Source organism: Pantoea sp. 9140, from assembly GCF_000745295.1.
Classification (GTDB): domain Bacteria; phylum Pseudomonadota; class Gammaproteobacteria; order Enterobacterales; family Enterobacteriaceae; genus Pantoea; species Pantoea vagans.
Genome location: NZ_JQNO01000001.1, coordinates 3,856,376 through 3,878,909, shown reverse-complemented (window position 1 = coordinate 3,878,909; position 22,534 = coordinate 3,856,376). Strand labels below are relative to the sequence as shown.

The following is a 22,534-nucleotide window of genomic DNA, read 5'->3' as shown; positions in this document are numbered from 1 at the left end:
TTTTTTTTTGCTCTTATGGCTATCTTTAAAGCTGCGTTCGCATCGCCAGACGCTGACCCAGCACGCCACCAAACACATTCACCAGCAGCCCCAGAATAATCACCCCCGCCCCCAGCATCTGCTGACCAGAGAGGTGCTCATCCAGCACCAGCGCGGCGGTAATAATCCCTACCACCGGCACCAGCAGCGACAGCGGCGCGACGCGCCAGGTTTCATAGCGACTCAGTAAATTCCCCCAGATGGCATAGCCCACAATGGTGGCGACAAACGCCAGATAGAACAGCGCCAGCACGGTCTGCAAGCCGATATGCAACAGGCTATTAGCGATGGCGGCCTGCCCCTCAAACAGCAGCGAACAGGCAAAGAAGGGAATGACCGGCACCAGCGCACTCCAGACCACCAGCGACATAATCGGCACACTGCGGTTCCGCATAATAATCTTATTGGTGATATTCCCCAGCCCCCATGACAGCGCCGCCGACAGGGTCAGCATCATGGTGGTCAGCGTAATCCCGGCGCTGGTCTGCCCTTCCATCCCCGCCGTCGCCAGCATAAACATCCCCAGCGTGGCGATGATAATCCCGACGATATGATTCCAGCGCAGTTTCTCCGCCAGCAGCAACGCCCCCAGCAACAGGGTAAAGAACGCCTGTGCCTGCAGCACCAGTGAGGCCAGACCGGCTGGCATGCCGAGCTTGATCGCCAGAAACAAAAACGCAAACTGACCAAAACTGATGGTCATGCCGTAAACCACCAGCCAGCGCAGCGGGATCGGCGGGCGACGCACAAAGAAAATAGCGGGAAAGGCGACCAGGGCGAAACGCAGTCCGGCCAGCAAAAAAGGCGGCATGCCCTGCAACCCGAGCTTAATCACCACAAAATTCACGCCCCACGCTACCACCACGCACAGCGCTAACAGCATATCTTTTACCGACATCTGAAACTCCTTGAGCCGCCGTCAGGCGGTGATCGCAATCGGGGAGGCGATATCAGCACAACAGCCTGCACCCACGATGCGAAAATAGTCATCTGCAGCCAGCGCGATCGACTTCTCCAGCTCGCCCGCGTTAAACCATAATGTGCCGACCTGCTGCAGCCGGGTATCGACCCGCAGCGCCAGCCGGTCATCAAAACTAAACGGCGGCACCGCGCCCATCACACAGTCGGTCAGCGCCTGCGCCAGCTCTGGCGCGGCGAACGAGGACTTTTTGCCGCCAATGGCGCGCGCCGCGCTTTTGAAATTGATCCGGCAGTCACCCGGCACAATCGCCAGCAGCTGACGCGATGGCGCACCGTCCGGCATAGTGACCTCCAGTACCATCGCTTTGGCCGCTTGGCCCAGCGCGTTGCCGCGGATCTGGCTGATCTGATCGGTCTGCCCGACTGCCTCATGCTCCACCACGCGGTAGCTGGCCTGATGCTGATCCAGCAGCGCAGTAATTTTTTCAAACGTCGTCATTCCCTTCTCCTCTTCTGGCACAACCCGGCTTAGCTCCAGGCGATAGCGTGTTTCATCTTTTTATCGGTCAGCCCGAAAAAGAACCCCATGGTGATGCGGGTATCACCTTCAACCCGGTCGATCTCGTGATAAAAAGCTGGATTAAACAGATAGATATCACCACTGCGTGGTGAAAATTCGCAGATCTCGCTGTTTTCAATCACACCACTGCGATAGCCCAGCTCACCGGCGGTTTTGAACTGCTCATCCTCCGGCATCCACTTTTTGTTGTAGATACGTAGCGCGCCACCTGCGTTGCACTCCTGCAGGCAGACCACGCAGCTGAGCTGATGCAGGATTTGCGTCACCACCAGTGAGGTCTTTGCGGCGTCGCGCACGATATTGTCGTTATGCAGCGGGTTCGCGACGCCATCGGCATGAAAGCGCACGATAGAACCGGCGTAGTCGCCACGACCCGGTTCATGAGCGATGTTTAAACTTTCCAGCCGCAGCGCATGCTGCACCCAGCCGTAAATCAGTTCGCGCAGTGAATTCAGCGAGGGCGGCAACGCCGGCTGGATATCACGCAGCTCGGTAAAATAGTTATCGGGTGCCGCCGTATGGCGCGCCAGATAGGGACCAAGCGTGGTCAGCGCGCCATTGGGATAGTGAGAGACACGGATCTTTTCCCGGCAGCGCTGCAGGTCAGCCACCACCGTTTCCCGCACCTCTGGCGTCAGGAAATTACGCAGCACCAGCAGCGGCACCCGTGCAGTGACGATGTCATCCAGCCAGGTCGATTCCACAAACATGTTGGGATTAATCACGCGGAACTGATTGAAAATAGCCATGTTTATCACTCCCTAAACGGTATTTCATAGAGTTCATGATTGTTCATTCGCCGCCAGCTGCCGGCGCTGCCTGGTATTGTTACGGGTTCAGAGGCGATCAGCGTGCAACCGTCCTGTTGCCGAAAATGCATCGTAAAGTAGTCAGGGAAAGGCGTATCGTGCGGATGCCACTGCCACGCCCAGGCTTTGTCGCGGGTGACAAAAATGGCATTGCCTGCGCTGCCGCCTGGCTCAACCTGCGCCATCTTTGCGCTCAGATAGTCGCGGGTGAAATCGGCGGGTGTGGTCTGATCCACCAGGTAGCGCAGATACTCTTCGGAATCGAAGCGGGATTCCGCCAGGCCAAGCTGGCGGTAAATCGTCGGCAGAAAGCCGTTATGCATCATGTACCACTGATGTCCGGCGCTGTTACGCCACAGCGGATGCGAAAATTCGATCCCCTGATTTTTACTCAACGTGGCGTGACGCACATGCACCGCCAGAAAGCGGCTGCGCAGGCGATCCACATCAATGCCCGGCAGGGCGTCGGCGAACGGGCCGGTGCCGTGCAGGGTTCGAATCTCGCCCTCTTCCAGCCACAGACAGCCCCAGCCGTTGGGATGCGATTTGATCGGGCCATCGTGTTCGGCGCCTTCACCGCAGCTCATGGCACGCGCCGCCTCTAAAATCTGTGCGCTGTCGAACTGACCATGCGCCAGAATCATCCTGCACATACTTTGTCTCTCCCGGCTGTAACGGATTGCGCGGCAATCACCTGCTGAAACGTGGTTATAATGGGTTCACGCGTAGCGGCCGTCAGGCTGAACGTTGCCAGAATGCCCGCGTGTCGGGTCAGATCGGCATAGAGTGAGGATCGGGGTGAAACCTGTAATGCCGGCAATCTGAGTGGTGGCAACAGCGCACCCTGCTGATGCTGATCGATCCAGCGTTCAGCCGCCTGAAGCTGCGCCGGTTGCCGTAACCGCAGCTGGCCGACCGCACCGGGTGGGGTGAAGGTAAAGACAGGCAGTGCACCGCCCGCTTCCAGCCGGAAGGTGACTTCCGCCCAGTTGATGCCCGTCGTCGCCTGCACCAGCGTCGCCACGCCCATGCCGGAGAGCCGGAATCCCATCTCCAGGAAATGCGGCACGCCATTCACCACGATGAAATCGATGTGAAACGCGCCCTGACGATAGCCAAAGGTTTCGCAGCAGAAGGTCATCAGACTGCTGAACGACGCTGGCAGGGCTGCTGCTGCCATCGCCACATGCCCCGACTCATAAAAGCTGACGCAGCCTTCGCTATCCCGGTGCTGCTCAATGACCTTCTGGCAACAGGTCAGCGCCAGGGGATGCCCCTGATGCACCACGCCCTGCAACGAAAACTCCTCGCCGATCAGCGCACTTTCCACAATAAAGCCGCTGAAGCCGCGCCCGCCGTAGTTCATGGTCTGTACCAGCTGTGTTACTACGCTGTGCAGCTGTTCGGCGCGCTCAATCAGCCAGATACCCAGCCCGCCGCCACCATCCACCGGCTTCACGACACAGGGATAGATCAGCGCCTGTTCCGCATCCAGAATGCTGAGCGGCGAGGCGAAAAAGCGGAACTCCGGCTGCGGAAAGCGCGGCCAGGCTTTTTTCAGCGCCATGCGCTGCGCATATTTATCCAGCGGAATAAAGGCGGCGGGCGCGTCAGGCCCGGCCAGCATCTCGCGCAGCCGTCCGGCGCTGGCGTTGTAGGCTTCAAAACCCGCCAGCACTACCAGCGGATGCGCCAGCAAACCGGCATGGAGATAGGCCTGCATGACCTCCCACGGATTCTCAGGACGGTCGAGGCGGATGATCAGATCAAACGGCAGCGCCAGACTTAACGACTGGTAATCGACAAAATCGCCCATTTCCGCCAGCACGGTGAAATAGCCATCGCGCTTTGCCACCTCGCAGTAGGGGTTCTGGCCATCGCGGGTGGCGCCAATTTGCAGAAAAATCTTTTTCATCGCCTTGCCTTACCGGGTTAACGCCCGGAAATGATTTCTGTCACGATGTCGTTGAGCACACCGTTATTGACCTGAATCACCGCTTTATGGGGATCAAAACGCAGGACGCGCGACAGCGGATCGCGGCTTTTGCCCTCCAGCAGCGAACTGACCGGTCTGCTCTGCCAGCAGTGCCGCATCTGCGTCAGCGTCAGGCCAGAGAGCTGTGTTAGCTGCTGTGCCAGCGTGAGATCCTCGCTGCGCTGCTCAAGCAGGTCGCGAATGGCTGTTTCATCCAGCGCAATCTGCTGCTGCGTCAGCCACTGTCCGAGCTGTTCTCCCTGTGCCAGGAAGGGTGAGTAGATCATGCAGATCAGCTGGTCGTCGTTAAGGTCAAACGCCTGCAGGGCAAAGTCCGCCGCGCGCTGCCGCTGCTGGTAGATGGCGTCGTCATCCTGATAACGTGCCGCCATCTCATCAATCAGCTGTGGCGGAAAATCTTTCTTCACCATCAGCCCCAGCGCAAAGCGCACATATTCGCGGATCCCTTCGGCATAGTTACGCTGCAGCAGCGTTTCAGCCCGCAGTCCCCGCAGGTGCGCCATCAGTGTCGGATTACCGCAGTCGGACTCAGAAAAGCTGAACATCAGCTCATCAAAACGGAAACGCATAAATTCGCTGAGCAGCGCCCAGTGCGCGCCCGCTTCATAGGCAGTGTCCTGATAGATGTTGAAAAACAGCGGATCGCGCGCCAGCTGGTGGGTAATGCGGTGTGCGGGTGTCAGTTGATCGGCACCGTAAACGTCAGAGAAGTAGCGCTCAGCCACGCCGTCCAGCGTCTGGAGAAAGCCGCTGAAGCCCCGGTCTTTGTCCGCTACCGGCGCATCAAACAGCCGTGAAAGGTGCCGCGCCCAGGCAACATAGGCGGCCTGCTCCTGCGGCGAGTCGCCGGTAACAATCAAATCCACGCCGCCGTTGTAGTCTGCCGCCAGGCCAAAGGAGTTCACCATGCTGAGATTACAGGCATTGCAGAAGGTCGAGCGCCCATCGGCGCGAAAGCGGTGACCATTCATCAGCACATCATGGCGGTTCTGCTGCCGCACGCTCTCCGGCATCGGCAGGTCGCGGTCAAACGGCCGGATCAGCAGGCCATCCACCACCAGACATTCCGCCCGTTCATCGTCATGCATCGCCAGCGCCTGATACACGCGATGGATATTCTCCATCACGCTCTGATTCATCGCCGCGTGGCGGTTGGTGCTGACCCGAAGAGAGAAAGTGCTGCCCTGCTGCTGCCAGATCAGGCCCTGAATGTATCGCACGTAAGCCACCATGTAGCTGCTGTCTTTTCCGCCGCCATAGGCGAGAAGCACACGGTTGTTCTCCAGTTGCAGCTTATCCGGTAATGCCGCCAGCAGGCGGACGGAGCAGCGCTGAGCCGACTCCATGATCGCGGGCGACAGATACGTTTCAATCTCCTTCATCATGGCGGGCAGATTATTCATTTCTCGCATTTCCCTCAGGTGAACAGAATCGCTTTATGGCCTGAAGCCCGGTGGCTGGCGGGGTCGCCGTGCCGTTCAGCATCATGAATAATTAAGAGATGCAGCCTAAAGTACTTTGAATGTACTCTGTTGAATATGCACAGATCAGCGCGATATGGGGTGGAACAGATGGCCGATGTTATCGGGGAACAGGAGAGTCAGAGCAGTCGTTACCGCCAGATAGCAGAACAGATCAAGCAGGCCATTCATGCCGGTTCGCTGGCTCCCGACAGCCGTCTGCCGTCGGTACGCACGCTGGCGACGCAGTACAATGTCAGCCTCACCACCGCCCTGAAAACATTGCGCACGCTGGAAGATGAGCGCTACGCCGTCGCCCGGCCTAAATCGGGCTTTTTTGTCGCCCCGCAGCGGCCTTCTTCACGTCAGTTGCCCGCCATCAGCGAACAGCCACACGCCATCGCACCGCTGGATGAACAGACCGAACTGCATCTGGCGATGCTTGGCTCAGACTGCCGGGTGCGCCTCGATCTGGCTAACGGCGACAGCGCGCTCTATCCGGTCAAACGCATCGGCCTGCTGATGCGCCAGATGGGCTACAGCAAACCGGCCCTGCTCGGCAATACGGTCAAGGGCACCGGCTATGCGCCGCTGAAAACCGAGATTGCCCGCCGCGCGGTCGATTATGGCTGCAATATCAGCGCCGACGATATTCTGATCACCAACGGCTGCATCGAGGCGATCTCACTGTCGCTGCGCGCCACCACCCAGCCGGGTGACGTCGTGGCCGTAGAGTCACCCTGCTATTTCGTGCTGCTGCAGATGCTGCATAACCTGAATCTGCGGGTGATTGAAGTGGAAGCCGGGCCGGAAGGGTATGTGAATGTGGCGAAGCTGACCGGCCTGTTTCAGCGCAAGGCGGTGCGGGTCTTTCTCACCCTGTGCAACGTCAATAATCCGCTGGGCAAGAGTATTCCCAACGAGCATAAAGCCTATATCGCGCGGCAGGCGGATGAGAACGATGTAGTGATCATTGAGGATGATATTTTTGGCGATACCGCCTTTGGTGAGCGTCGCCCCTTCCCGATGCGCGCCTTCAGCCCCAATGCCATTCTCTGCAGCGGCTTCTCTAAAACCGTGGCACCGGGCATTCGTATTGGCTGGGTGCACAGCGTTAACTACATGCGCAAAATTGCCTCGCTGAAATATACCTCCACCATGGGCACCTCCGTGCTGTCACAGGCGGCGGTGGCGGAGCTGCTGCGCAGCGGCGGCTATGATGCTCACCTGCGCAAACTGCGGCGCGAGCTGGCGCGGCAAATCCGTGAAATGCGGCAGTCGGTATTGCGGGAATTTCCGGCGGGAACCCGGGTGTCCGATCCGGAAGGAGGCTATGTGCTGTGGGTGGAAATGCCACGAGGGGCACTGAACGTGCGCGAGCTGTTTCTGAAAGCGCGCAATGCGGGCATCGGGATTGCGCCCGGCCACATCTTTGCTACCGATCAGCGCTACGATCACTGTTTCCGGCTGAATGCCGGTTTCGGCTGGAATGCGGAAGTGGAACAGGCGATTCAGCAGCTGGCACAGTGGTGCCAGCTGTCGTTAACCGATTCACAGGAACAGCAGGATTAACTGTCGCGCCAGGCGATCTCAACCTCTTCCGCCAGAATCTGCACCGCCCGCTCGATGTTCTCTGCATCCGGCACGTAGTTCATCCGCATACATTGATGAGTATGCGGCCACGCCTGTTCCAGTCCCGGGAAGAAGAAGTGGCCTGGCACCATCAGTACGCCGCGCGCTTTAAGCCGCTGATAAAGCAGTTCGGTGGTGATCGGCAGATCGCGGAACCAGAGCCAGAGGAAAATCGCCCCTTCCGGCTTATGGATCAGGCAGTGTTCTTCCGGCAGATAGCGCCGCAGGATCGCGATAGTCTGCTGCACCTTCTGCTGATAGAACGGCTTAATCACCTCTTCGGAGAGCCGCAACAGATCGCCACGACGGATCATCTCATTGGCGATGGCCGGACCGATACTGCCTGGCGCCAGGCTGATAATCCCGTTCATATTGCTCAGCGCAGTAATGGTCTTCTCATCCGCGATAATAATGCCGCAACGCGCACCCGGCAGGCCGAGCTTCGACAGGCTCATGCAGAGAATAATGTTGGGATTCCACAGCGGGCGCACCTCGCTGAAGATGATGCCGGGGAACGGCACGCCATAGGCATTGTCGATCAGCAGCGGCACGTCATGCTGCTGTGCCAGCGCATCGAGCTGCATCAGCTCATCATCGGTGATCACATTGCCGGTGGGGTTGGTCGGGCGCGATACGCAGATTAACCCGACATCATCGTTCATCGGCAGATGCTCGAAATCGACATGATATTTAAACTGGCCTTCCGGCAGCAGCTCAATGTTCGGCTTCGCCGACACAAACAGATCCTCTTCCAGACCGGCATCCGCATAGCCAAGATACTCAGGCGCCAGCGGGAAAAGCACCCGCTTTTTGCTGCCATCGGCCCGGCGACCGGCGTACAGGTTAAACAGATAGAAGAAGGCACTCTGGCTGCCGTTGGTCAGCGCGATGTTCTCTGCGGTAATCGGCCAGCCAAGCTGTTCGCTCAGCAGTCCGGCCAGCGATTCGAGCAGCGTCGCTTTGCCACGCGGACCGTCATAATTGCACAGCGCCTCGCTGAGTTTGCCCTCCTCATGCATCTGCTGCAGCAGTTGCTGAAAATAGTCGTTCATGGCCGGAATTTGCGCCGGATTGCCGCCACCCAGCATGATGGTGCCGGGCGTACGCAGGCCTGCGCCCATATCTTCCATCAGACGTGAGATGCCGGAATGTTGGGTAAATTTGTCGCCGAACTGAGAAAAGGACATAGCGGTTAAATATTTGTAATAGCGAATCGGGCGTCCACCATAACGCCCGCCATCGGCGGGCGCAATGGGAAGGCGTGGGGATTACTTCAGCGCCTGCGGGTTCACGCAGTTTTTCTCAACGTTTCCGCCGAGCGCGGCGATGAGATTCTCTACCGCATCCTGCATCATGCCGTAACGGGTTTCATGCGTGGCGGAACCGATGTGCGGCAGCGTCACAACATTAGGCAGCGACAGCAGCGGAGAGTCGGCTGAGACCGGCTCCTGCTCAAACACATCCAGCCCGGCAGCGTGCAGTTTTCCCGCCTGCAACGCGGCGATCAGCGCCTGCTCATCCACCACCGGCCCGCGACCGGCGTTGATCAGCACTGCATCCGGCTTCATCAGTTCCAGTTCGGCAGCACCGATCAGATGGTGCGTCTCTTCCGTCAGCGGCAGGCTGATGCAGACGAAATCACTCTGCTTCAGCAGCGCCTCCAGTTCACAGCGCTGCGCGCCAAAGCGCGACTGCGCCTCTTCATGTTCGCGGCGGGCGTTGTAGAGGATTTTCATGCCGAAACCAAAGTGGGCGCGCTGCGCCAGCGCCATGCCGATGCGTCCCATGCCGAGAATACCCAGCGTTTTATGGTGCACGTCGATGCCAAACTGCGCCGGACCAATGCTCTTCTGCCAGTTGCCTTCTTTCACCCAGGCATCCAGTTCCGGCACCCGGCGTGCTGTGCTCAGCACCAGCGCCATCATGGTATCCGCCACGGTTTCGGTCAGCACGGTTGGAGTGTGCATCAGCACCACGTGACGCTGATTCAGTGCATCAACATCGAAATTGTCATAGCCCACAGAGACGCTGGAGCAGACGCGCAGATTGGGCATTTTCGCCAGCAGCTCGCCATTCACTTTACCGCCCGATCCCAGCAGCCCTTCTGCCTGCTGAAACACCGCAGCGTGCTGCTGCTGGCTTTCCGGCGACAGATCGCTGATTTCCGTCACGTCACACTGTTCAGCCAGGCGTGCATAGAGATCGTCAGGCAGTTTTTTATAAAGAATTACAGCGGGTTTCATTCGGTGGCTCCCGTTCAATAAGTAGCGGGCGGCTTGCAGGCCGCCCGGAGAAACAGAGATTAACGATTACGCTTTTAGTGTGCTGACTAAGCCCTGGACGCTTATGAATCAGCACTCTCTAGCGTTTACGCTTTCAGGCCGGCTTCGCACCCTGCAGCGGCGGGGCTTTATTCTGCGCCGGTTTCACAATCAGCGTCAGCCACACCGAAACCAGCAGGGCCGATCCCATAAAGATGTAAGACGCCGACGGGCTGCCGGTAGCACCATTAAGATAGCCGACAATCCATGAACCGATGAACGACCCCAGCGCGCCCATGCTGTTGATCAGCGCCATCGCGCCACCGGAGACATTACGGGGCAGCATCTCAGGAATGATGGCGAAGAACGGCCCGTATGGGGCATACATCGCGGCACCGGCAATCACTAACAGGGTGTAGGACATCCAGAAATTGTTCGATCCCACCAGATACGAGCCGAGGAACGCCAGCGCGCCAATCAGCAGCAGCGGCCAGACAAACAGTTTACGATTCTGGGTTTTGTCCGACGCCCAGGAGACCACCACCATCGCAATGGTCGCTGCCAGATACGGCACCGCTGAGAGCCAGCCCGCTTCTACCATGCCCATCTGCGTACCGTTGCGCAGAATCGACGGCAGCCACAGCACAAAGCCATACACGCCGATGCTCCAGGCAAAGTACTGCAGGCAGAGAAGGATGACGTTGCGGTTACGGAACGCTTCGCCGTAGTTACGCACTGCTTTAATGTTTTCCTGCTCTTTCTGCAGTTCAGCCTGCAATGCCGCTTTCTCGGCATCACTCATCCAGCGCGCCTGTGCCGGTTTATCCTGCACCAGGAACCACCAGGCAATCGCCCAGACCACCGCCGGAATCCCTTCGAAGATAAACATCTCACGCCAGCCAAAGGATTCAATCAGATAGCCCGACACCACAGACATCCACAGCACCGTGACCGGATTACCCAGAATCAGGAAGGTGTTGGCGCGCGAACGTTCCGATTTAGTGAACCAGTTGCTGATATAGATCAGCATCGCGGGCATCACGGCGGCTTCCACGACGCCCAGAACAAAGCGAATCGCGGCCAGCATCGGAATGTTGCTGACCACGCCGGTCAGCGAGGCACAGCCGCCCCACAGGATCAGACAGACGAAAATCAGTTTCTTGACGCTGCGGCGTTCGGCGTAAATCGCACCCGGAATCTGAAAGAAGAAGTAACCCAGGAAGAACAGCGCACCCAGCAGCGAAGACATGCCTTTGGTGATGCCGAGATCGTCATTAATCCCGGCAGCAGAAGCGAAGCTAAAATTTGCACGATCGAGATACGCCAGGCTGTAGGTGATAAACACGATGGGCATGATGAACCACCAGCGTTTTGGCGCGATTGTCTGCTTTTTCATCGGGAACTCCTGTGACTGTAGAGGGGCGCGAACTACACGTCGCCCAGTTGCTGACGCGTCGGCAGACCTTCGCTGTCACCAATGACCTGAATTGCCATCGAACCAATCTTGTTACCGCGGCGAATCGCCTGCGGCAGCGACTGACCTTCCAGCAGCGCGCTGATGACGCCAACGGCAAAGCCGTCACCGGCACCCACGGTATCCACCACGTTATCGACCTTGATCGCCTCAACCTGGCCCTGTTCGCCCTGCGCGGTTTTATACCAGGCGCCGTCACAACCGGTTTTAATCACAACGGCTTTCACACCCCTGTCGAGATAGAAATCCGCGATCGCTTCCGGCTGGCGATAACCGGTCAGAATCAGCCCCTCTTTTTCGCCCGGCAGTACCCAGTCGGCATACTCCGCCAGCAGATTGAGCTGCTTACGCATCTCCTCTTCGCTGCGCCACAGTACCGGTCGCAGGTTCGGGTCAAACGAGATGGTTTTGCCGCGTGTACGCATCTCTTTAGCGGTGTGCTTCAGCAGTTCTAATGAGCTTTCTGACAGCGCCGCCGCCACACCGCTGAGGTGCAGATGGCGCGCCGAGCCGAAATAGTCCGCGTCAAAATCATCGACGGACAGATGGCTGGCAGCCGAGCCTTTACGAAAATATTCCACCAGCGGATCGGAACCGTCATCCACTTTGGACTTGAGCTGAAAACCGGTGGGATAGCGCTTATCGACCGTCACACAGGCGTGATCGATACCCTCTTTCTCCAGTTGCTGGCAGATAAAACGACCGAAAGCGTCATCGCCGACACGGCTGACCCAGCCCACTTTCAGGCCAAGACGTGCCAGGCCGGTCGCTACATTGAGTTCCGCGCCCGCGGCACGTTTAACAAAGGTCTCTGCTGCGGCGAGGTCGCCGGTTTCACGGGCGATGAACATGGCCATCGCTTCACCGATGGTGACAACATCAAGCGGACCGTTGTGATGTTTAGTGTGCGTCATATCTGTTCCTTACACGTTACGCAACAGCGACACATAGTGGCGTGTCACCACAGTCAGATCGTCGCCTTCCAGCGGAAATTCAATACCGCGCGGCGTGCGGGCGGGCAGCTGTTGCAGCAGCGTGCGCCAGTGGTCATCAGCCTCATCCAGCGCAATCGCCCGGAAGCTATCCTTATGCGGTACGGCGGCTTTAACATGCACATAGCCCACGTGCGCGGCCAGCTGCTCTGCTGCCTGATCGGCGTCTTCGCCGGTCCAGCACCAGTTACCCATATCAAAGGTCATGCTGATCGGCAGATCGGCTTCGCGTACCGCCGTGAAAAACGCGACGGACGGTGCCAGTCGGCCATGTTCGGTCTGGTCGTTTTCCACGGTCAGCTGGAATGGCAGATCCGCCAGCAGCGCCTGCAACGTTTCGCGAGGCAGCACACCGGTAAAGTCTCCCAGCGCCACTTTCAGCCGCTGCGCGTTTAGCTGGCGTGCCTCTTCAACGTAGTGGGTTATGCGTGGATTGATTTCGACGCCGTCACAAAAAAGCGTATCGGGCACTGAATAGCTGGCGTGCAGCTGATGCTGCGCTATCGCCCTGGCCAGCGCTGGCAGATCGGCCAGCGCCGCATCATCAAGCAGTTCGCGGCGGATTTCGACCCCGTCAGCGCCCGCCTGCTGGATAATCGGCAGCAACGCAATCTGACCGCCGAGTGCAGCGATCTGCGTGTGCCCATAAGCGGCGGTCACCACGATAATGTCAGGTTTCATGTTCTACTCCATGGCAGAGTTCTGCCGATAACGAATAGAAAAACCCTAAATGGAACCGGTTCCAAAGCAAAGCAGCAAACTGTGAAATTATGATCGTGCTCACGAAGCGAGCATGTAAACGGAAGGTTAAATCTGAAATTCAGCCCAGAGGCTGGCTGGAGCCACGAACGATCAGCTCACCAGAGAAGACCTGCTCGGCAACCGGCAATTCGTTGCCTTCTATGCGCGCAATCAATCGCTCCAGCGCGCTGAAGCCAATCTGCCAGGTCGGCTGTTTCAGCGTGGTGATGCCGACACCCGCCAGCGCCGCCCACTCCAGTTCGTCGAAACCGAGCAGGCCGATATCACGGCCCCAGTGCAGATTAAGTCGTTGCAGCGATCGCGCCACCTGCAGCGTCAGTGCTCCGTTGGCCATCATCACCGCGCAGCGTTTGCCGGTGTGACGCTGCTGGAAGGCCAGAAGCGCCTGGTCCAGTGCGGCGCGCTGGTGCAGCGGCACTTCCGCATTTTCATGCTCAACCTGCGGATGCGCCTCCAGCAGCTGGCGGAAAGCCTGCAGACGCTCGCGTCGCGTATTCACGCTGCCCAATGGCTCGCTGAGAAACAGCAGCGCGTCATAGCCATTGTCGACCAGATGGCGTGTGGCCGTCTCGGCCGCTTCGGCATTGTTCAGGCCCACCACATCGCAGGGAAAGTCAGGGATTTTGCGGTCAATCAGCACCATCGGCAGCAGGGATTGTTGCAGATGGCTGAGCACCTCTTCACGCATGCCGACCGCGTTAACCACGATGCCCTCAACCTGATAACTGCTCAGCAGTTGCAGATAGTGCTGCTCCAGATCCACTTCGTTGTTGGTGTTACACATCAACAGCGTGAAACCCTGCTCCCGGCAGGCAGCTTCAATGCCGCTCATCACATCGACGGAATAGGGATTGGTAATGTCGGCGATAATCAGTCCAATCAGGCGGGTACGTCCGCGCTTCAGGCCGCGCGCCATCTGACTCGGACGGTAGCTGAGATCCGCAATGGCCTGTTCAATCCGCGCTTTTAGGTCGGCAGAGAGCAGATGTAGCTCGCCATTGAGATAGCGTGAAACGCTGGTTTTACCGGTTCGTGCCGCGTGAGCAACATCGCTGATGGTGGCGCGAGGCGGCCTGATTTTCATGAGATATCCTGCGAAATAAGAAACCTGGCAGAGACTAGCACAAGCGAAGCCCGGCGCAAAAAGTGCTATGCCGGTAATTGCAGCCAGGGTTGCCACAGGGTCTGCAACGTTTCCGGCGGCGCGCCGTTGATCAGCTGCATGACCATGTCAGCCACCTGCTCCCCGGCCTGATGCGGTGTCGCCTGGCGAATCGCAATAATGGGATGATCGAGAATCGCATCGCGTGGCAATCCTTCCCACCCTGCCAGCAGGATAGCCCCCTCGCCCGCTGCCCGACCGGCCTGCTGCAGCGCCAGGGCTGCGCCTTCAGCCAGCGCAGCGCAGTCGGTGATAATCACTTCCGGCGCGGGTTCCTCTGCCAGCCACTCACGCGTCTGGTGATAGCCGGCACGGCGCGACGGTGCGACCGCCGCCATCGCATAAGGCGCAACGTCACCCAGCGCCGTCAGATAACCCTGACGCCGGTCACGTACCCGCGTACTGTTTTCATTGCTGCCGAGCCAGGCTATCCGCTGCCGGCCCTGCGCCAGCGACCAGCCCACCGCCAGTTGTGAACCGGCAAGGTGATCAACATCAAACCAGGCGTAGGCGGCTGGCAGATCGCTGCGGCCCAGCGCCAGAAAACGAAAACTGGTCTGCATCAGCGCATTCAGTCGGCTGTCTTCTGGCGTGGTATGGCCGACGATCAGAGCATCGACGGCCCCACTGCGCAGCAGGCGCGTCAGGGTTGAGTGACTCTGTTGCTGCTTATCCGCCAGCAACAGCAGGTTAATTTCATGATGGGCAAGATGATGATCCAGTGCCAGCAGCATGTCGCTGAAGTCGCTGCCACATAGAGGGGATGCACTGATTGGGCAGACAAATCCCACCGCGTTTGCACGGCCGGTTTTCAGCCGTCGGGCCGCCGCATTAGGCCGGTAGCCGCGCCGCTGCGCTTCCTCTTCGATGCGTTTACGCGTCTCCTGAGCGACATCCTGATAACCATTAAGAGCGCGGCTGACAGTCGTAACGGAAAGACCTAAAACTGCGGCGATGGCTTTAAGAGACATGGGGCAAGTCCACTGATCAATTTTTGATCAGACTACCATAAGGCCTCTGCTGGCTCTATCCGCAGAAACATTACTGGTGCTTTTAACGTGATGCTTTACAGAAAAGGTACGCCCCCGTTCGGGGGCGACCGCGATTATCCCAGCGGGCTGAGCGTGATCTCAACACGACGGTTTTGTGCTTTGCCTGCTTCGGTGCTGTTGGTGGCAACCGGATTATCCGGGCCTGCACCCTGCGTACGCAGGCGATCGCTGGCAACACCCTGCACGATCAACGCACTGGCAACACTTTCAGCACGCTGCTGTGACAGACGCATGTTCAGCGCACGGCTGCCGGTACTGTCGGTGTAACCCACGACGTTTACCGCGGTTTTCGGATACTCTTTCAGCACCATTGAAACACCGGTCAGGGTGTTGGCGCCGGCAGGTTTCAGATTGCTGCTGCTGGAGTCGAAGGTGACATTGTTTGGCATATTCAGGACGATGTTATCGCCGTTGCGGGTTACGCTGACGCCGGTCCCGCGCATCTTGTCACGCAGTTTCGCTTCCTGCACGTCCATATAGTAACCCACGCCACCACCCAGCGCCGCGCCACCTGCGGCCCCAATCAGCGCACCTTTACGACGATCTTTCTTCGATGAAGAGAGCACGCCGACACCGGCACCGACTAATGCGCCAAGGCCCGCGCCCACGCCTGATTTACCCGCCTGAGATTCGCCGGTGTAGGGATTGGTCGTACAACCTGGCAGGGCCAGACTGCCGCTTAATAACAAGGTGATGGCGATTAATTTCTTCTGCATTTTTGTTCCCTTACATTCGACACACAGGGGAAAACCTTTCCCATAAGTGGCACGATTATGCCGTCTGGTGACCGGGAATGTAGTGCGGAAAAATCCTGATTTACCGGGAATCACGCCTTTTGATTGTCAGGATGGCAAAAACAGTTGCTCTGATGATCGTTTATCAGCCCACAGGCCTGCATAAAGGAGTAGCAAATTGTAGGGCCGATGAATTTGAAACCACGCAGCTTCAGCGCCTTCGACAGCGCAATAGCCTGCTCTGACGTGGTGGGTGCCTGGCTGTAATCAGGATAATGGTGCACAATTTGCACGTTATCGACAAACTGCCAGACGAAGTCGCTGAAATCCTCGCCTTTCGCTTCCATCTCAAGAAAAGCGCGGGCGTTAGCGATAATGGCGGTGATTTTGCCAGGGTGGCGGATAATGCCGCTGTTGAGCATAAGATCGTCAATGTCGGCAGCGTCCATCTGCGCAATAGCCTGAGGATCAAACTGGTGAAACGCCGCCCGATAGTTTTCACGTTTTTTCAGCACGGTGATCCAGGATAATCCCGCCTGCTGTCCTTCCAGACAGAGCATCTCGAACAGTGCACGCGTCTCTCTCTGCGCCACACCCCATTCCCTGTCGTGATACGCCAGATAGAGCGGATCCTGCGTTACCCAGCCACATCGTTGCATCGTTTTGTTCCTTTATAACGAGAATATTTTAGCGGTCCGCTTGATCTTAGAATTAATCGGTTGATAGTTAAACGATCACCGGTTAAATAACAGAGACGGGCCGAAAAATTCATTAAGACGCCATAACTTCAGCCTTGCCCGGAGAAGCGATGTTGCCGAGAAGCGGTTGGAAAGGTCTGCGGACCTGCTGTGCTGTAGGGCTGTTAATGTTCATGCAACCGACTTTTGCCCGCGGTGGTATCTCTGCGCCTCAGCATCCTGACTTTCTGCCCGACTACGACACAATTCTGGCGGAGAAGATCGCCCTGACGCCACTTGCGTTCAGCGATGAGAGCCGCGCCCTGTTTGAAGCTGCAATTAATTCTCCCACTGCTTCCCCCATCGCCCTGCACAGTGAAACCGGTAGCGTAGGCACCACGCCGCTGGGTAAACGCTATCGGGCGGGCGTTGATATGCCCATTGCGCCGTCATTGACCACCGGACCCGTGGCGCAGTATGCGGTCGATCCCCAGCAGATGAACTGTCTGCAATGTGACTACAGCGATCAGCAGAGCCGTGAACAAAGCGCCAGCGTTGGCTGGCGCATCGATTCACAGCAGGGATGGATATCGCCCTGGGCGCAGCTGAGTTACCACTATCTGATGGCAGATGCGCCGCAAAGCCCACGGCGCGAGGCGACGAATGGCTCGGATCAGTCCGACGGTATCGATTTAAGCATCGGCGCACAAATGCCTCTGAACGATAATCTGGCGGCTTTCGCGTCATTTTCACAAAGCGAAGCGCTGAATAACGACGAGCAGCAACTTTATAGCTTTGGCTTCAGCGCCAGCTTCTAGCGGGGCATGAAAAGAGAAAGGGAATCGGGCGTTTAAAATATAATGAGTCCGCTAATCATTATACTGGTAACAAAATGCGCAACGATTTGACAATTATTGGCCGTGAAATCGCGGTCTTCCTGATGGCCGCCCTGGTTCTCGCCCTGACTATCGTCCCCGTCTACATTGATGTGGCCTGGATGAACGACGCACTGCACGAAACCTCTTTTACTGAAACTACCCAGGAAATCATGCTGGCGATGATCGCCGCGCTGTTTTTCATTGCGGCCCGCCGCCGTCCCGCCCAGCGTGGAGCGCTGACCCTGGTCGCCGGCTTTTACAGCTGCATGCTGATCCGCGAGCTCGACTTCGTGTTTGATGTCATTCAGCACGGCAGCTGGGTCTGGTTCGCCCTGGCGGTCACGGCGGGTTCGCTGGCCGTTGCACTGCGCACGCCGAAAAAAACTGTGCATGCGCTGGCTAACCTGCTGCTGCATCGCAGCTGGCCGGTGATGGCGTCCGGCTTTTTAGTAGTGCTGGTTTTTTCACGTCTGTTTGGTATTCACGCGCTGTGGCAGCATCTGATGCTCGGTGATTACAACCGCGTGGTGAAAAACATGGCCGAAGAGGGCACCGAGCTTCTGGGATACAGCCTCTGCTGGCTCGCCTCGGTTCGCTATTTATGGCAGACCCGCCCGGCCGCCGCTGCCATCAGCGTGTGCGCCACTGAATCTGCATCGGCCCGCCACGCCTCTTCTCCGGCCAAGTCGCACTGACTGCGGTGTTGCTTTTTAAGCGATCCGCACCCTCAAAACAGGTACAATAAACACTTCTGCGTCGACGACAGGTTCCCGGCGCAAGGTGTTCGTTAACCTCAGGTCTTTTCATGTCAGCTAAAATCTTAACTTCAACGCTCATTGGCCTGGATGCCTTCCGACAGGATCCGCTGACTGCCCTGCAGCAGGCGGAAAAGGGCACGCTGGCGGTGTTAGACAACTATGCGCCGGTGATGTATGCCATCACACCGGCGCGTCTGGCTGAGCTGCTGGCGCTGGAAGCCGCCGCCCGGCAGCCAAATGATGTGGTGCTGGATGACAGCCTCTATGACGATGCGCCCGCCGCGATTCATACGCCGGCAGGCAAGTTCGCCATGTATCCGGGCTGGCAGCCGGATGCCGACTTTACGCGTCAGGCCGCCATCTGGGGCGTGGCGCTGAGTGAACCGGTGACGCCCGGCGAGCTGGCGGCCTTTGTGGCCTACTGGCAGGCGGAAAGCCGGATGTTCCATCATGTGCAGTGGCAACAGAAGCTGGCGCGCAGCATTCAGATGAACCGCGCAGCAAATGGCGGGCAGCCGAAGCGTGATATCACGCAGTTGCCTGATCCTGACCGTACCATTCCCGATGGTTTCCGAGGTGAATGATGAAAACGCCAGATGATCTCTTTAACCGTCTGAAAAGAATGATGCCTGCGGGCACCCGTCCCAAATTTGCCAATGGTGAAGAGCTGCTGGCGTGGAATCAGGAACAGGGTCGTCTGCGATCGGAGGCGATTGTGCGTGAGAATCGCGCAATGAAAATGCAGCGCGTGATGGGCCGTTCCGGTATTCGCGAGCTGCACATGAACTGCTCATTTGATAATTACCGGGTAGAGAACGAGGGACAGCGCAAAGCGCTGGAGCTGGCGCGTCAGTACGCCGCTGAGTTTGATGGCAGCATCGCCAGCTTTGTCTTTTCCGGGCGTCCTGGCACCGGTAAAAACCATCTGGCTGCTGCGATTGGCAATGACCTGATCCTGCGCGGTAAAAGCGTGCTGATCGTGACGGTCGCCGATCTGATGTCGAGCATGAAGGGCACCTTCAGCGGCAGCAGTGGCATTACCGAAGAGCGACTGATTCAGGATCTCAGCAGTGTCGATCTGCTGGTGATTGATGAGATCGGTATGCAGAGTGAGTCACGCTACGAAAAAGTGATTATCAATCAGATTGTCGATCGCCGCTCTTCATCGAAACGTCCGACCGGCATGTTATCCAACCTCGATCATGCGGGCATGAATGCGCTGCTGGGCGAGCGCGTCATGGACCGTATGCGGCTGGGCAACAGCCTGTGGGTACGTTTCGACTGGGAGAGTTATCGCAGTCGGGTGCGGGGCGACGAATATTAACAATGACCCGGCTACGCCGGGTCATTGCGCTAATGAGGCCGCCGGTACAGCAGAAAAGCCAGGCTTAAGCTGGCGATCTGATCGCCGTCACGATCTCAGACACAGGCGTTCGGGTTGTGTGAAACAGCCCGCAAAAGTGTGGCATGAAGAATACGACGGGGCTGATACACTCAATTCTTACTCCTCTGTTGGGTGAATCCGTGATGAAAACGAACGGCAAAGGCCCCGCACTACTGCGACTGAATAACCAGAAACGGGTGATGGCTCAGCTGCGTAAGCTGCGCGTGACGTCGCGTCAGGATCTGGCGGAGGCGCTGACCCTCAGCAAAAACACGGTCTCATTAATCATTGATGACCTGCTGGAGCAGGGTCTGATAGAGGAACTGGGGCCGGTCAGCGTCGCGGCTGCCGGACGGCCTAAAATCGGGATCACCCTGAGACCGGAAAAGCTTAAGAGCGCTGGCGTCATGGTGGAACGCAACGTGATCCACTGGCGGGTCTGCGACTACTTTTCCCAGGTGCTGGCTGAAGCGACGCTGCGTACCGATACCAGTCATCCGACCCGCCTGCTGGCTGAACTGGCTATGCTGTGCCGGGAACTGACAGAACGCTATCCCGACTTGCTCGGTATTGGCCTCGGCTTCCCCGGCATCGTCGATCCCCGGCGCGGCTGGATGCATATCTCATTGCCGCTGGAATGGCAGGATGTTGACCTGCTGACCACGCTGCGCAAGCACGTGCGTCTGCCTATCCGCATTATGAATAATGTCAAAGCCGCTGCGCTACTGGCTGTCGAGCAAAGTGGATTATCGCCGGAGAGCGGTCATTTTTATCTGCGTATTTCCGAGGGGATTGGCGGCGCACTGGTACAACAGGGTCAGGTATTTACCGGGCATAGCTGGACGGCGGGCGAAGCAGGACATCTGGTTGTCCAGCCTGAAGGGCCACGTTGCAGCTGCGGCCGCCGGGGGTGTCTGGAAGCGCTGGTCAGCAAGCCTGCAGTAAATCAGCAGCTGGCGCAGCGTCAGCCTGGCCTGAGTTGGCAGAACCGTGACAGCGCCCCGCGCGTGGTGGATGAGGTGATGGCGCAGGCGGGTGGCTATCTGGGTGCGGCGCTGAGTCAGATTATGCTGCTGCTCAATCCCGCTACCATCATCATTGATTGTCCGTGGAACGCCAGTGAGCGCTTCTGCAAGGCGGTGCGCGATACCGCACACGGCAACGCGCTGGCCTTTACCGCCGCGCACACTCAGCTGCACTTCCCGGAAAACCGGATTGACCCGGCAAACGGGCTGGCACTGGCGGTGCTGGAACAGAGTGAGCAGCGTGTGGGGTGAGCGTGCCCCCACAGACTGCCCTCTTCTTTACGATCGCGTCTCGCTGACCGGAGCATCTGTCCGTTCGCCCGCCTCACGCGGGTCAATATTAAACTTCTCCAGCACGCGCGCGTGAATTTTTTCCAGCGGCATCCCAGCCGTTTCCGGCAGATAGCGGAAAGTGAAGAAATACATAGCCAGTGAAAAAAGCGCAAACAGTAACAGCGGGAAGCCACCGTGGAAAATCTCAAGCAGAAAAGCACTACTGTTCAGAATCGGGAATGTGGTGCTGATGACAAAATTGGCCATCGACATGGCGCAAATAGAGATGCCGACACAGATTGAGCGGATTTCTGTCGGAAACAGCTCGCCCAGTACGGTCCAGACAATCTGTCCCCAGGTCATGCCAAAGAAAACCATATAGGCAAACAGTCCCACCACCGCCAGCAAGCCGGGCAAACGGTAATAGAAAGCGATAAAGGTGTAGGCAAGGAAAACGGCAGAGGTAATCGCCCCCAGCAGTAACAGCTTACGACGTCCGACTTTATCAATCAGCGTCATACCCATCAGCACTCCCACAAACTGACATACAGACAGCCAGAAGGTCTGGAGCAGCGCCGAATCCGTGCTGCCGGACACATTTTTCAGCAACGTTGGTCCGAAATACTGAATCACATTGATGCCGCTAATCTGGTTGCCGACAGCCAGGCCAATACCAATGATGAGCAACGGCACCGTGGTTTTGTTCAGGCGGAATCGGGATTTATGGCGGGTCGCCGCCTCATCAGAGAATGAGTGTTTAATTTCATTGAAAACGGTGCGGGCATGGACCGGGTCAGAGATTTTGCTCAGCGTATCCAGCGCCTCTTTGTCTTTGCCTTTCAGAACGTTCCAGCGCGGTGATTCCGGTATAAAAGCAATGAAAAAGATAAACAGCGCACAGGGCACCAGCGCGGTTGCCAGGATATAGCGCCAGCCTGTATCGACCATCACCTCCGGCAGCATCGATTTATTAATGAAGTAGTTGGTGAGCAGTACCACCGATTGCCCACCGACACAGCAGACCGCATAGAGCGCGCTGGTGCGGCCACGATACTTCGACGGTGAAAGCTCCGCCAGATAGATTGGCGAAATCACCGAAGCCAGCCCGATGGCTAATCCGCCAAGAATACGAAAGGCGACAAAGGTGAAGAAGTTATGGGCGATGGCAGTCCCCACCACCGAGGCAGTAAACAGTAGCGCCGTGATAGCGAGCGACTTTTTGCGGCCAAATTTATCGCTCAGCTTTGGCGCAATAAAGCAGCCCACCAGACTGCCAAGCAGGATGTTAGACACTGCCCAGCCGGTTTCTGCCGGGGTCAGCTGGAAATAGTCACTAAGCGGCTCGATAGCGCCAGAGATAATTGACGAGTCATAGCCCATCAGCAGGCCACCAAAAGCGGCGACGGTGCAACAGAGCATGACATATTTCATGTTGTAACGTTTTTGCCGGGTTTCCATTTTTACAGGCTCCTTTTCTCTACTGCCTGAACCGTATCGGTTCAGAAAGAGGAGGCGTGATTGTCAGGGGTTCAGGAATTGCAGCGATCAGATACCCGTGAAATATATTTTCTAAATGGAGAAATTTGGATTAATTCTTTCGGAAGTGTGAGGCAGGTTGGAAAAAATTATAAACTTGCTGAATGATAATCCTGAATAAAGCTCATA

The 22,534-nt window shown here is 57.5% G+C and carries 22 protein-coding genes; 6 read left to right on the top strand and 16 right to left on the bottom strand.

The window, feature by feature from the left end; genetic code table 11:
- Positions 1 to 25 precede the first annotated feature (25 nt).
- The 6 genes from FA92_RS18015 to FA92_RS17990 are packed head-to-tail and all read right to left on the bottom strand — an operon-like array spanning position 26 to position 5,748.
- Complete coding sequence (locus tag FA92_RS18015) at positions 26 to 937, bottom strand: EamA family transporter (RefSeq protein WP_033784371.1); 912 nt, start codon at positions 935 to 937, stop codon at positions 26 to 28.
- A 21-nt stretch (positions 938 to 958) separates the two neighbouring features.
- Positions 959 to 1,459, bottom strand: coding sequence for a YbaK/EbsC family protein (locus FA92_RS18010; RefSeq protein WP_033784370.1), 501 nt, complete (start codon positions 1,457 to 1,459; stop codon positions 959 to 961).
- Positions 1,460 to 1,488: 29 nt separating this feature from the next.
- Positions 1,489 to 2,289, bottom strand: coding sequence for a hypothetical protein (locus FA92_RS18005; protein ID WP_033784369.1), 801 nt, complete (start codon positions 2,287 to 2,289; stop codon positions 1,489 to 1,491).
- A 5-nt stretch (positions 2,290 to 2,294) separates the two neighbouring features.
- Entirely contained in the window at positions 2,295 to 3,002 is a 708-nt protein-coding gene (locus FA92_RS18000; protein WP_033784368.1) for a class II glutamine amidotransferase, read from the bottom strand.
- Positions 2,990 to 4,264, bottom strand: coding sequence for an ATP-grasp domain-containing protein (locus FA92_RS17995; RefSeq protein ID WP_033784367.1), 1,275 nt, complete (start codon positions 4,262 to 4,264; stop codon positions 2,990 to 2,992). The genes FA92_RS18000 and FA92_RS17995 overlap by 13 nt, the downstream gene beginning before the upstream one ends.
- A gap of 17 nt (positions 4,265 to 4,281) precedes the next feature.
- Positions 4,282 to 5,748, bottom strand: coding sequence for a hypothetical protein (locus FA92_RS17990; RefSeq protein ID WP_033784366.1), 1,467 nt, complete (start codon positions 5,746 to 5,748; stop codon positions 4,282 to 4,284).
- Positions 5,749 to 5,916: 168 nt separating this feature from the next.
- Between FA92_RS17990 and FA92_RS17985 the strand changes: the two genes are divergently transcribed.
- Positions 5,917 to 7,377 carry a PLP-dependent aminotransferase family protein gene (locus FA92_RS17985; protein ID WP_013359591.1) on the top strand — a complete coding sequence of 487 codons (1,461 nt, stop codon included), beginning with the start codon at positions 5,917 to 5,919 and terminating at the stop codon, positions 7,375 to 7,377.
- Here the strand turns inward: FA92_RS17985 and FA92_RS17980 are convergent.
- From FA92_RS17980 to FA92_RS17940, 9 genes are all read right to left on the bottom strand, one after another.
- Positions 7,374 to 8,624, bottom strand: a complete 1,251-nt coding sequence (locus FA92_RS17980) for a valine--pyruvate transaminase (RefSeq protein ID WP_033784365.1) — start codon at positions 8,622 to 8,624, stop codon at positions 7,374 to 7,376. The two genes, FA92_RS17985 and FA92_RS17980, sit on opposite strands and share 4 nt — an antisense overlap.
- Before the next feature lie 81 nt (positions 8,625 to 8,705).
- A complete protein-coding gene (ghrB, locus tag FA92_RS17975) occupies positions 8,706 to 9,680 on the bottom strand; it encodes a glyoxylate/hydroxypyruvate reductase GhrB (RefSeq protein ID WP_033784364.1) in 975 nt (324 codons plus the stop codon).
- A gap of 133 nt (positions 9,681 to 9,813) precedes the next feature.
- Complete coding sequence (locus FA92_RS17970; protein ID WP_033784363.1) at positions 9,814 to 11,094, bottom strand: MFS transporter; 1,281 nt, start codon at positions 11,092 to 11,094, stop codon at positions 9,814 to 9,816.
- A 32-nt stretch (positions 11,095 to 11,126) separates the two neighbouring features.
- Entirely contained in the window at positions 11,127 to 12,086 is a 960-nt protein-coding gene (locus FA92_RS17965) for a sugar kinase (protein WP_033784362.1), read from the bottom strand.
- Positions 12,087 to 12,095: 9 nt separating this feature from the next.
- Positions 12,096 to 12,845 (bottom strand): xylose isomerase, encoded by a 750-nt coding sequence (locus FA92_RS17960; protein WP_033784361.1) that lies wholly within the window; start codon positions 12,843 to 12,845, stop codon positions 12,096 to 12,098.
- 139 nt (positions 12,846 to 12,984) lie between these two features.
- Complete coding sequence (locus tag FA92_RS17955) at positions 12,985 to 14,010, bottom strand: substrate-binding domain-containing protein (RefSeq protein WP_033784360.1); 1,026 nt, start codon at positions 14,008 to 14,010, stop codon at positions 12,985 to 12,987.
- Between the two features lie 65 nt (positions 14,011 to 14,075).
- Positions 14,076 to 15,059 (bottom strand): LacI family DNA-binding transcriptional regulator, encoded by a 984-nt coding sequence (locus tag FA92_RS17950; protein ID WP_033784359.1) that lies wholly within the window; start codon positions 15,057 to 15,059, stop codon positions 14,076 to 14,078.
- 134 nt (positions 15,060 to 15,193) lie between these two features.
- On the bottom strand, positions 15,194 to 15,856 hold the full coding sequence (locus FA92_RS17945; protein WP_013359583.1) for an OmpA family lipoprotein: 663 nt from the start codon (positions 15,854 to 15,856) through the stop codon (positions 15,194 to 15,196).
- Positions 15,857 to 15,966: 110 nt separating this feature from the next.
- The gene (locus FA92_RS17940; RefSeq protein ID WP_033784358.1) at positions 15,967 to 16,533 is read right to left on the bottom strand and encodes a DNA-3-methyladenine glycosylase I; all 567 of its coding nucleotides are present in this window, start codon (positions 16,531 to 16,533) and stop codon (positions 15,967 to 15,969) included.
- A 212-nt stretch (positions 16,534 to 16,745) separates the two neighbouring features.
- Between FA92_RS17940 and FA92_RS17935 the strand changes: the two genes are divergently transcribed.
- The 5 genes from FA92_RS17935 to FA92_RS17915 all read left to right on the top strand — a co-directional run bounded on the left by FA92_RS17935 (position 16,746) and on the right by FA92_RS17915 (position 20,848).
- On the top strand, positions 16,746 to 17,369 hold the full coding sequence (locus FA92_RS17935; RefSeq protein ID WP_230299978.1) for an autotransporter: 624 nt from the start codon (positions 16,746 to 16,748) through the stop codon (positions 17,367 to 17,369).
- 74 nt (positions 17,370 to 17,443) lie between these two features.
- Entirely contained in the window at positions 17,444 to 18,124 is a 681-nt protein-coding gene (locus tag FA92_RS17930; RefSeq protein ID WP_033784356.1) for a hypothetical protein, read from the top strand.
- Between the two features lie 110 nt (positions 18,125 to 18,234).
- A complete protein-coding gene (gene dnaT, locus FA92_RS17925) occupies positions 18,235 to 18,771 on the top strand; it encodes a primosomal protein DnaT (protein ID WP_013359579.1) in 537 nt (178 codons plus the stop codon).
- Positions 18,771 to 19,511 (top strand): DNA replication protein DnaC, encoded by a 741-nt coding sequence (gene dnaC, locus FA92_RS17920; RefSeq protein WP_033734618.1) that lies wholly within the window; start codon positions 18,771 to 18,773, stop codon positions 19,509 to 19,511. Before dnaT ends, dnaC begins: the two co-directional genes overlap by 1 nt.
- Before the next feature lie 203 nt (positions 19,512 to 19,714).
- Entirely contained in the window at positions 19,715 to 20,848 is a 1,134-nt protein-coding gene (locus FA92_RS17915; protein ID WP_013359577.1) for an ROK family transcriptional regulator, read from the top strand.
- A 27-nt stretch (positions 20,849 to 20,875) separates the two neighbouring features.
- Here the strand turns inward: FA92_RS17915 and FA92_RS17910 are convergent, their stop codons facing one another.
- Positions 20,876 to 22,327 carry a sugar porter family MFS transporter gene (locus tag FA92_RS17910; RefSeq protein WP_033784355.1) on the bottom strand — a complete coding sequence of 484 codons (1,452 nt, stop codon included), beginning with the start codon at positions 22,325 to 22,327 and terminating at the stop codon, positions 20,876 to 20,878.
- Positions 22,328 to 22,534 lie beyond the last annotated feature (207 nt).

Coding starts and splice junctions, on each gene's coding strand:
- FA92_RS18015 (WP_033784371.1), bottom strand. CDS start 937: ATGTCGGTAAAAGATATGCTGTTAGCGCTGTGCGTGGTGGTAGCGTGG.
- FA92_RS18010 (WP_033784370.1), bottom strand. CDS start 1,459: ATGACGACGTTTGAAAAAATTACTGCGCTGCTGGATCAGCATCAGGCC.
- FA92_RS18005 (WP_033784369.1), bottom strand. CDS start 2,289: ATGGCTATTTTCAATCAGTTCCGCGTGATTAATCCCAACATGTTTGTG.
- FA92_RS18000 (WP_033784368.1), bottom strand. CDS start 3,002: ATGTGCAGGATGATTCTGGCGCATGGTCAGTTCGACAGCGCACAGATT.
- FA92_RS17995 (WP_033784367.1), bottom strand. CDS start 4,264: ATGAAAAAGATTTTTCTGCAAATTGGCGCCACCCGCGATGGCCAGAAC.
- FA92_RS17990 (WP_033784366.1), bottom strand. CDS start 5,748: ATGAATAATCTGCCCGCCATGATGAAGGAGATTGAAACGTATCTGTCG.
- FA92_RS17985 (WP_013359591.1), top strand. CDS start 5,917: ATGGCCGATGTTATCGGGGAACAGGAGAGTCAGAGCAGTCGTTACCGC.
- FA92_RS17980 (WP_033784365.1), bottom strand. CDS start 8,624: ATGTCCTTTTCTCAGTTCGGCGACAAATTTACCCAACATTCCGGCATC.
- ghrB (WP_033784364.1), bottom strand. CDS start 9,680: ATGAAACCCGCTGTAATTCTTTATAAAAAACTGCCTGACGATCTCTAT.
- FA92_RS17970 (WP_033784363.1), bottom strand. CDS start 11,094: ATGAAAAAGCAGACAATCGCGCCAAAACGCTGGTGGTTCATCATGCCC.
- FA92_RS17965 (WP_033784362.1), bottom strand. CDS start 12,086: ATGACGCACACTAAACATCACAACGGTCCGCTTGATGTTGTCACCATC.
- FA92_RS17960 (WP_033784361.1), bottom strand. CDS start 12,845: ATGAAACCTGACATTATCGTGGTGACCGCCGCTTATGGGCACACGCAG.
- FA92_RS17955 (WP_033784360.1), bottom strand. CDS start 14,010: ATGAAAATCAGGCCGCCTCGCGCCACCATCAGCGATGTTGCTCACGCG.
- FA92_RS17950 (WP_033784359.1), bottom strand. CDS start 15,059: ATGTCTCTTAAAGCCATCGCCGCAGTTTTAGGTCTTTCCGTTACGACT.
- FA92_RS17945 (WP_013359583.1), bottom strand. CDS start 15,856: ATGCAGAAGAAATTAATCGCCATCACCTTGTTATTAAGCGGCAGTCTG.
- FA92_RS17940 (WP_033784358.1), bottom strand. CDS start 16,533: ATGCAACGATGTGGCTGGGTAACGCAGGATCCGCTCTATCTGGCGTAT.
- FA92_RS17935 (WP_230299978.1), top strand. CDS start 16,746: ATGCAACCGACTTTTGCCCGCGGTGGTATCTCTGCGCCTCAGCATCCT.
- FA92_RS17930 (WP_033784356.1), top strand. CDS start 17,444: ATGCGCAACGATTTGACAATTATTGGCCGTGAAATCGCGGTCTTCCTG.
- dnaT (WP_013359579.1), top strand. CDS start 18,235: ATGTCAGCTAAAATCTTAACTTCAACGCTCATTGGCCTGGATGCCTTC.
- dnaC (WP_033734618.1), top strand. CDS start 18,771: ATGAAAACGCCAGATGATCTCTTTAACCGTCTGAAAAGAATGATGCCT.
- FA92_RS17915 (WP_013359577.1), top strand. CDS start 19,715: ATGAAAACGAACGGCAAAGGCCCCGCACTACTGCGACTGAATAACCAG.
- FA92_RS17910 (WP_033784355.1), bottom strand. CDS start 22,327: ATGGAAACCCGGCAAAAACGTTACAACATGAAATATGTCATGCTCTGT.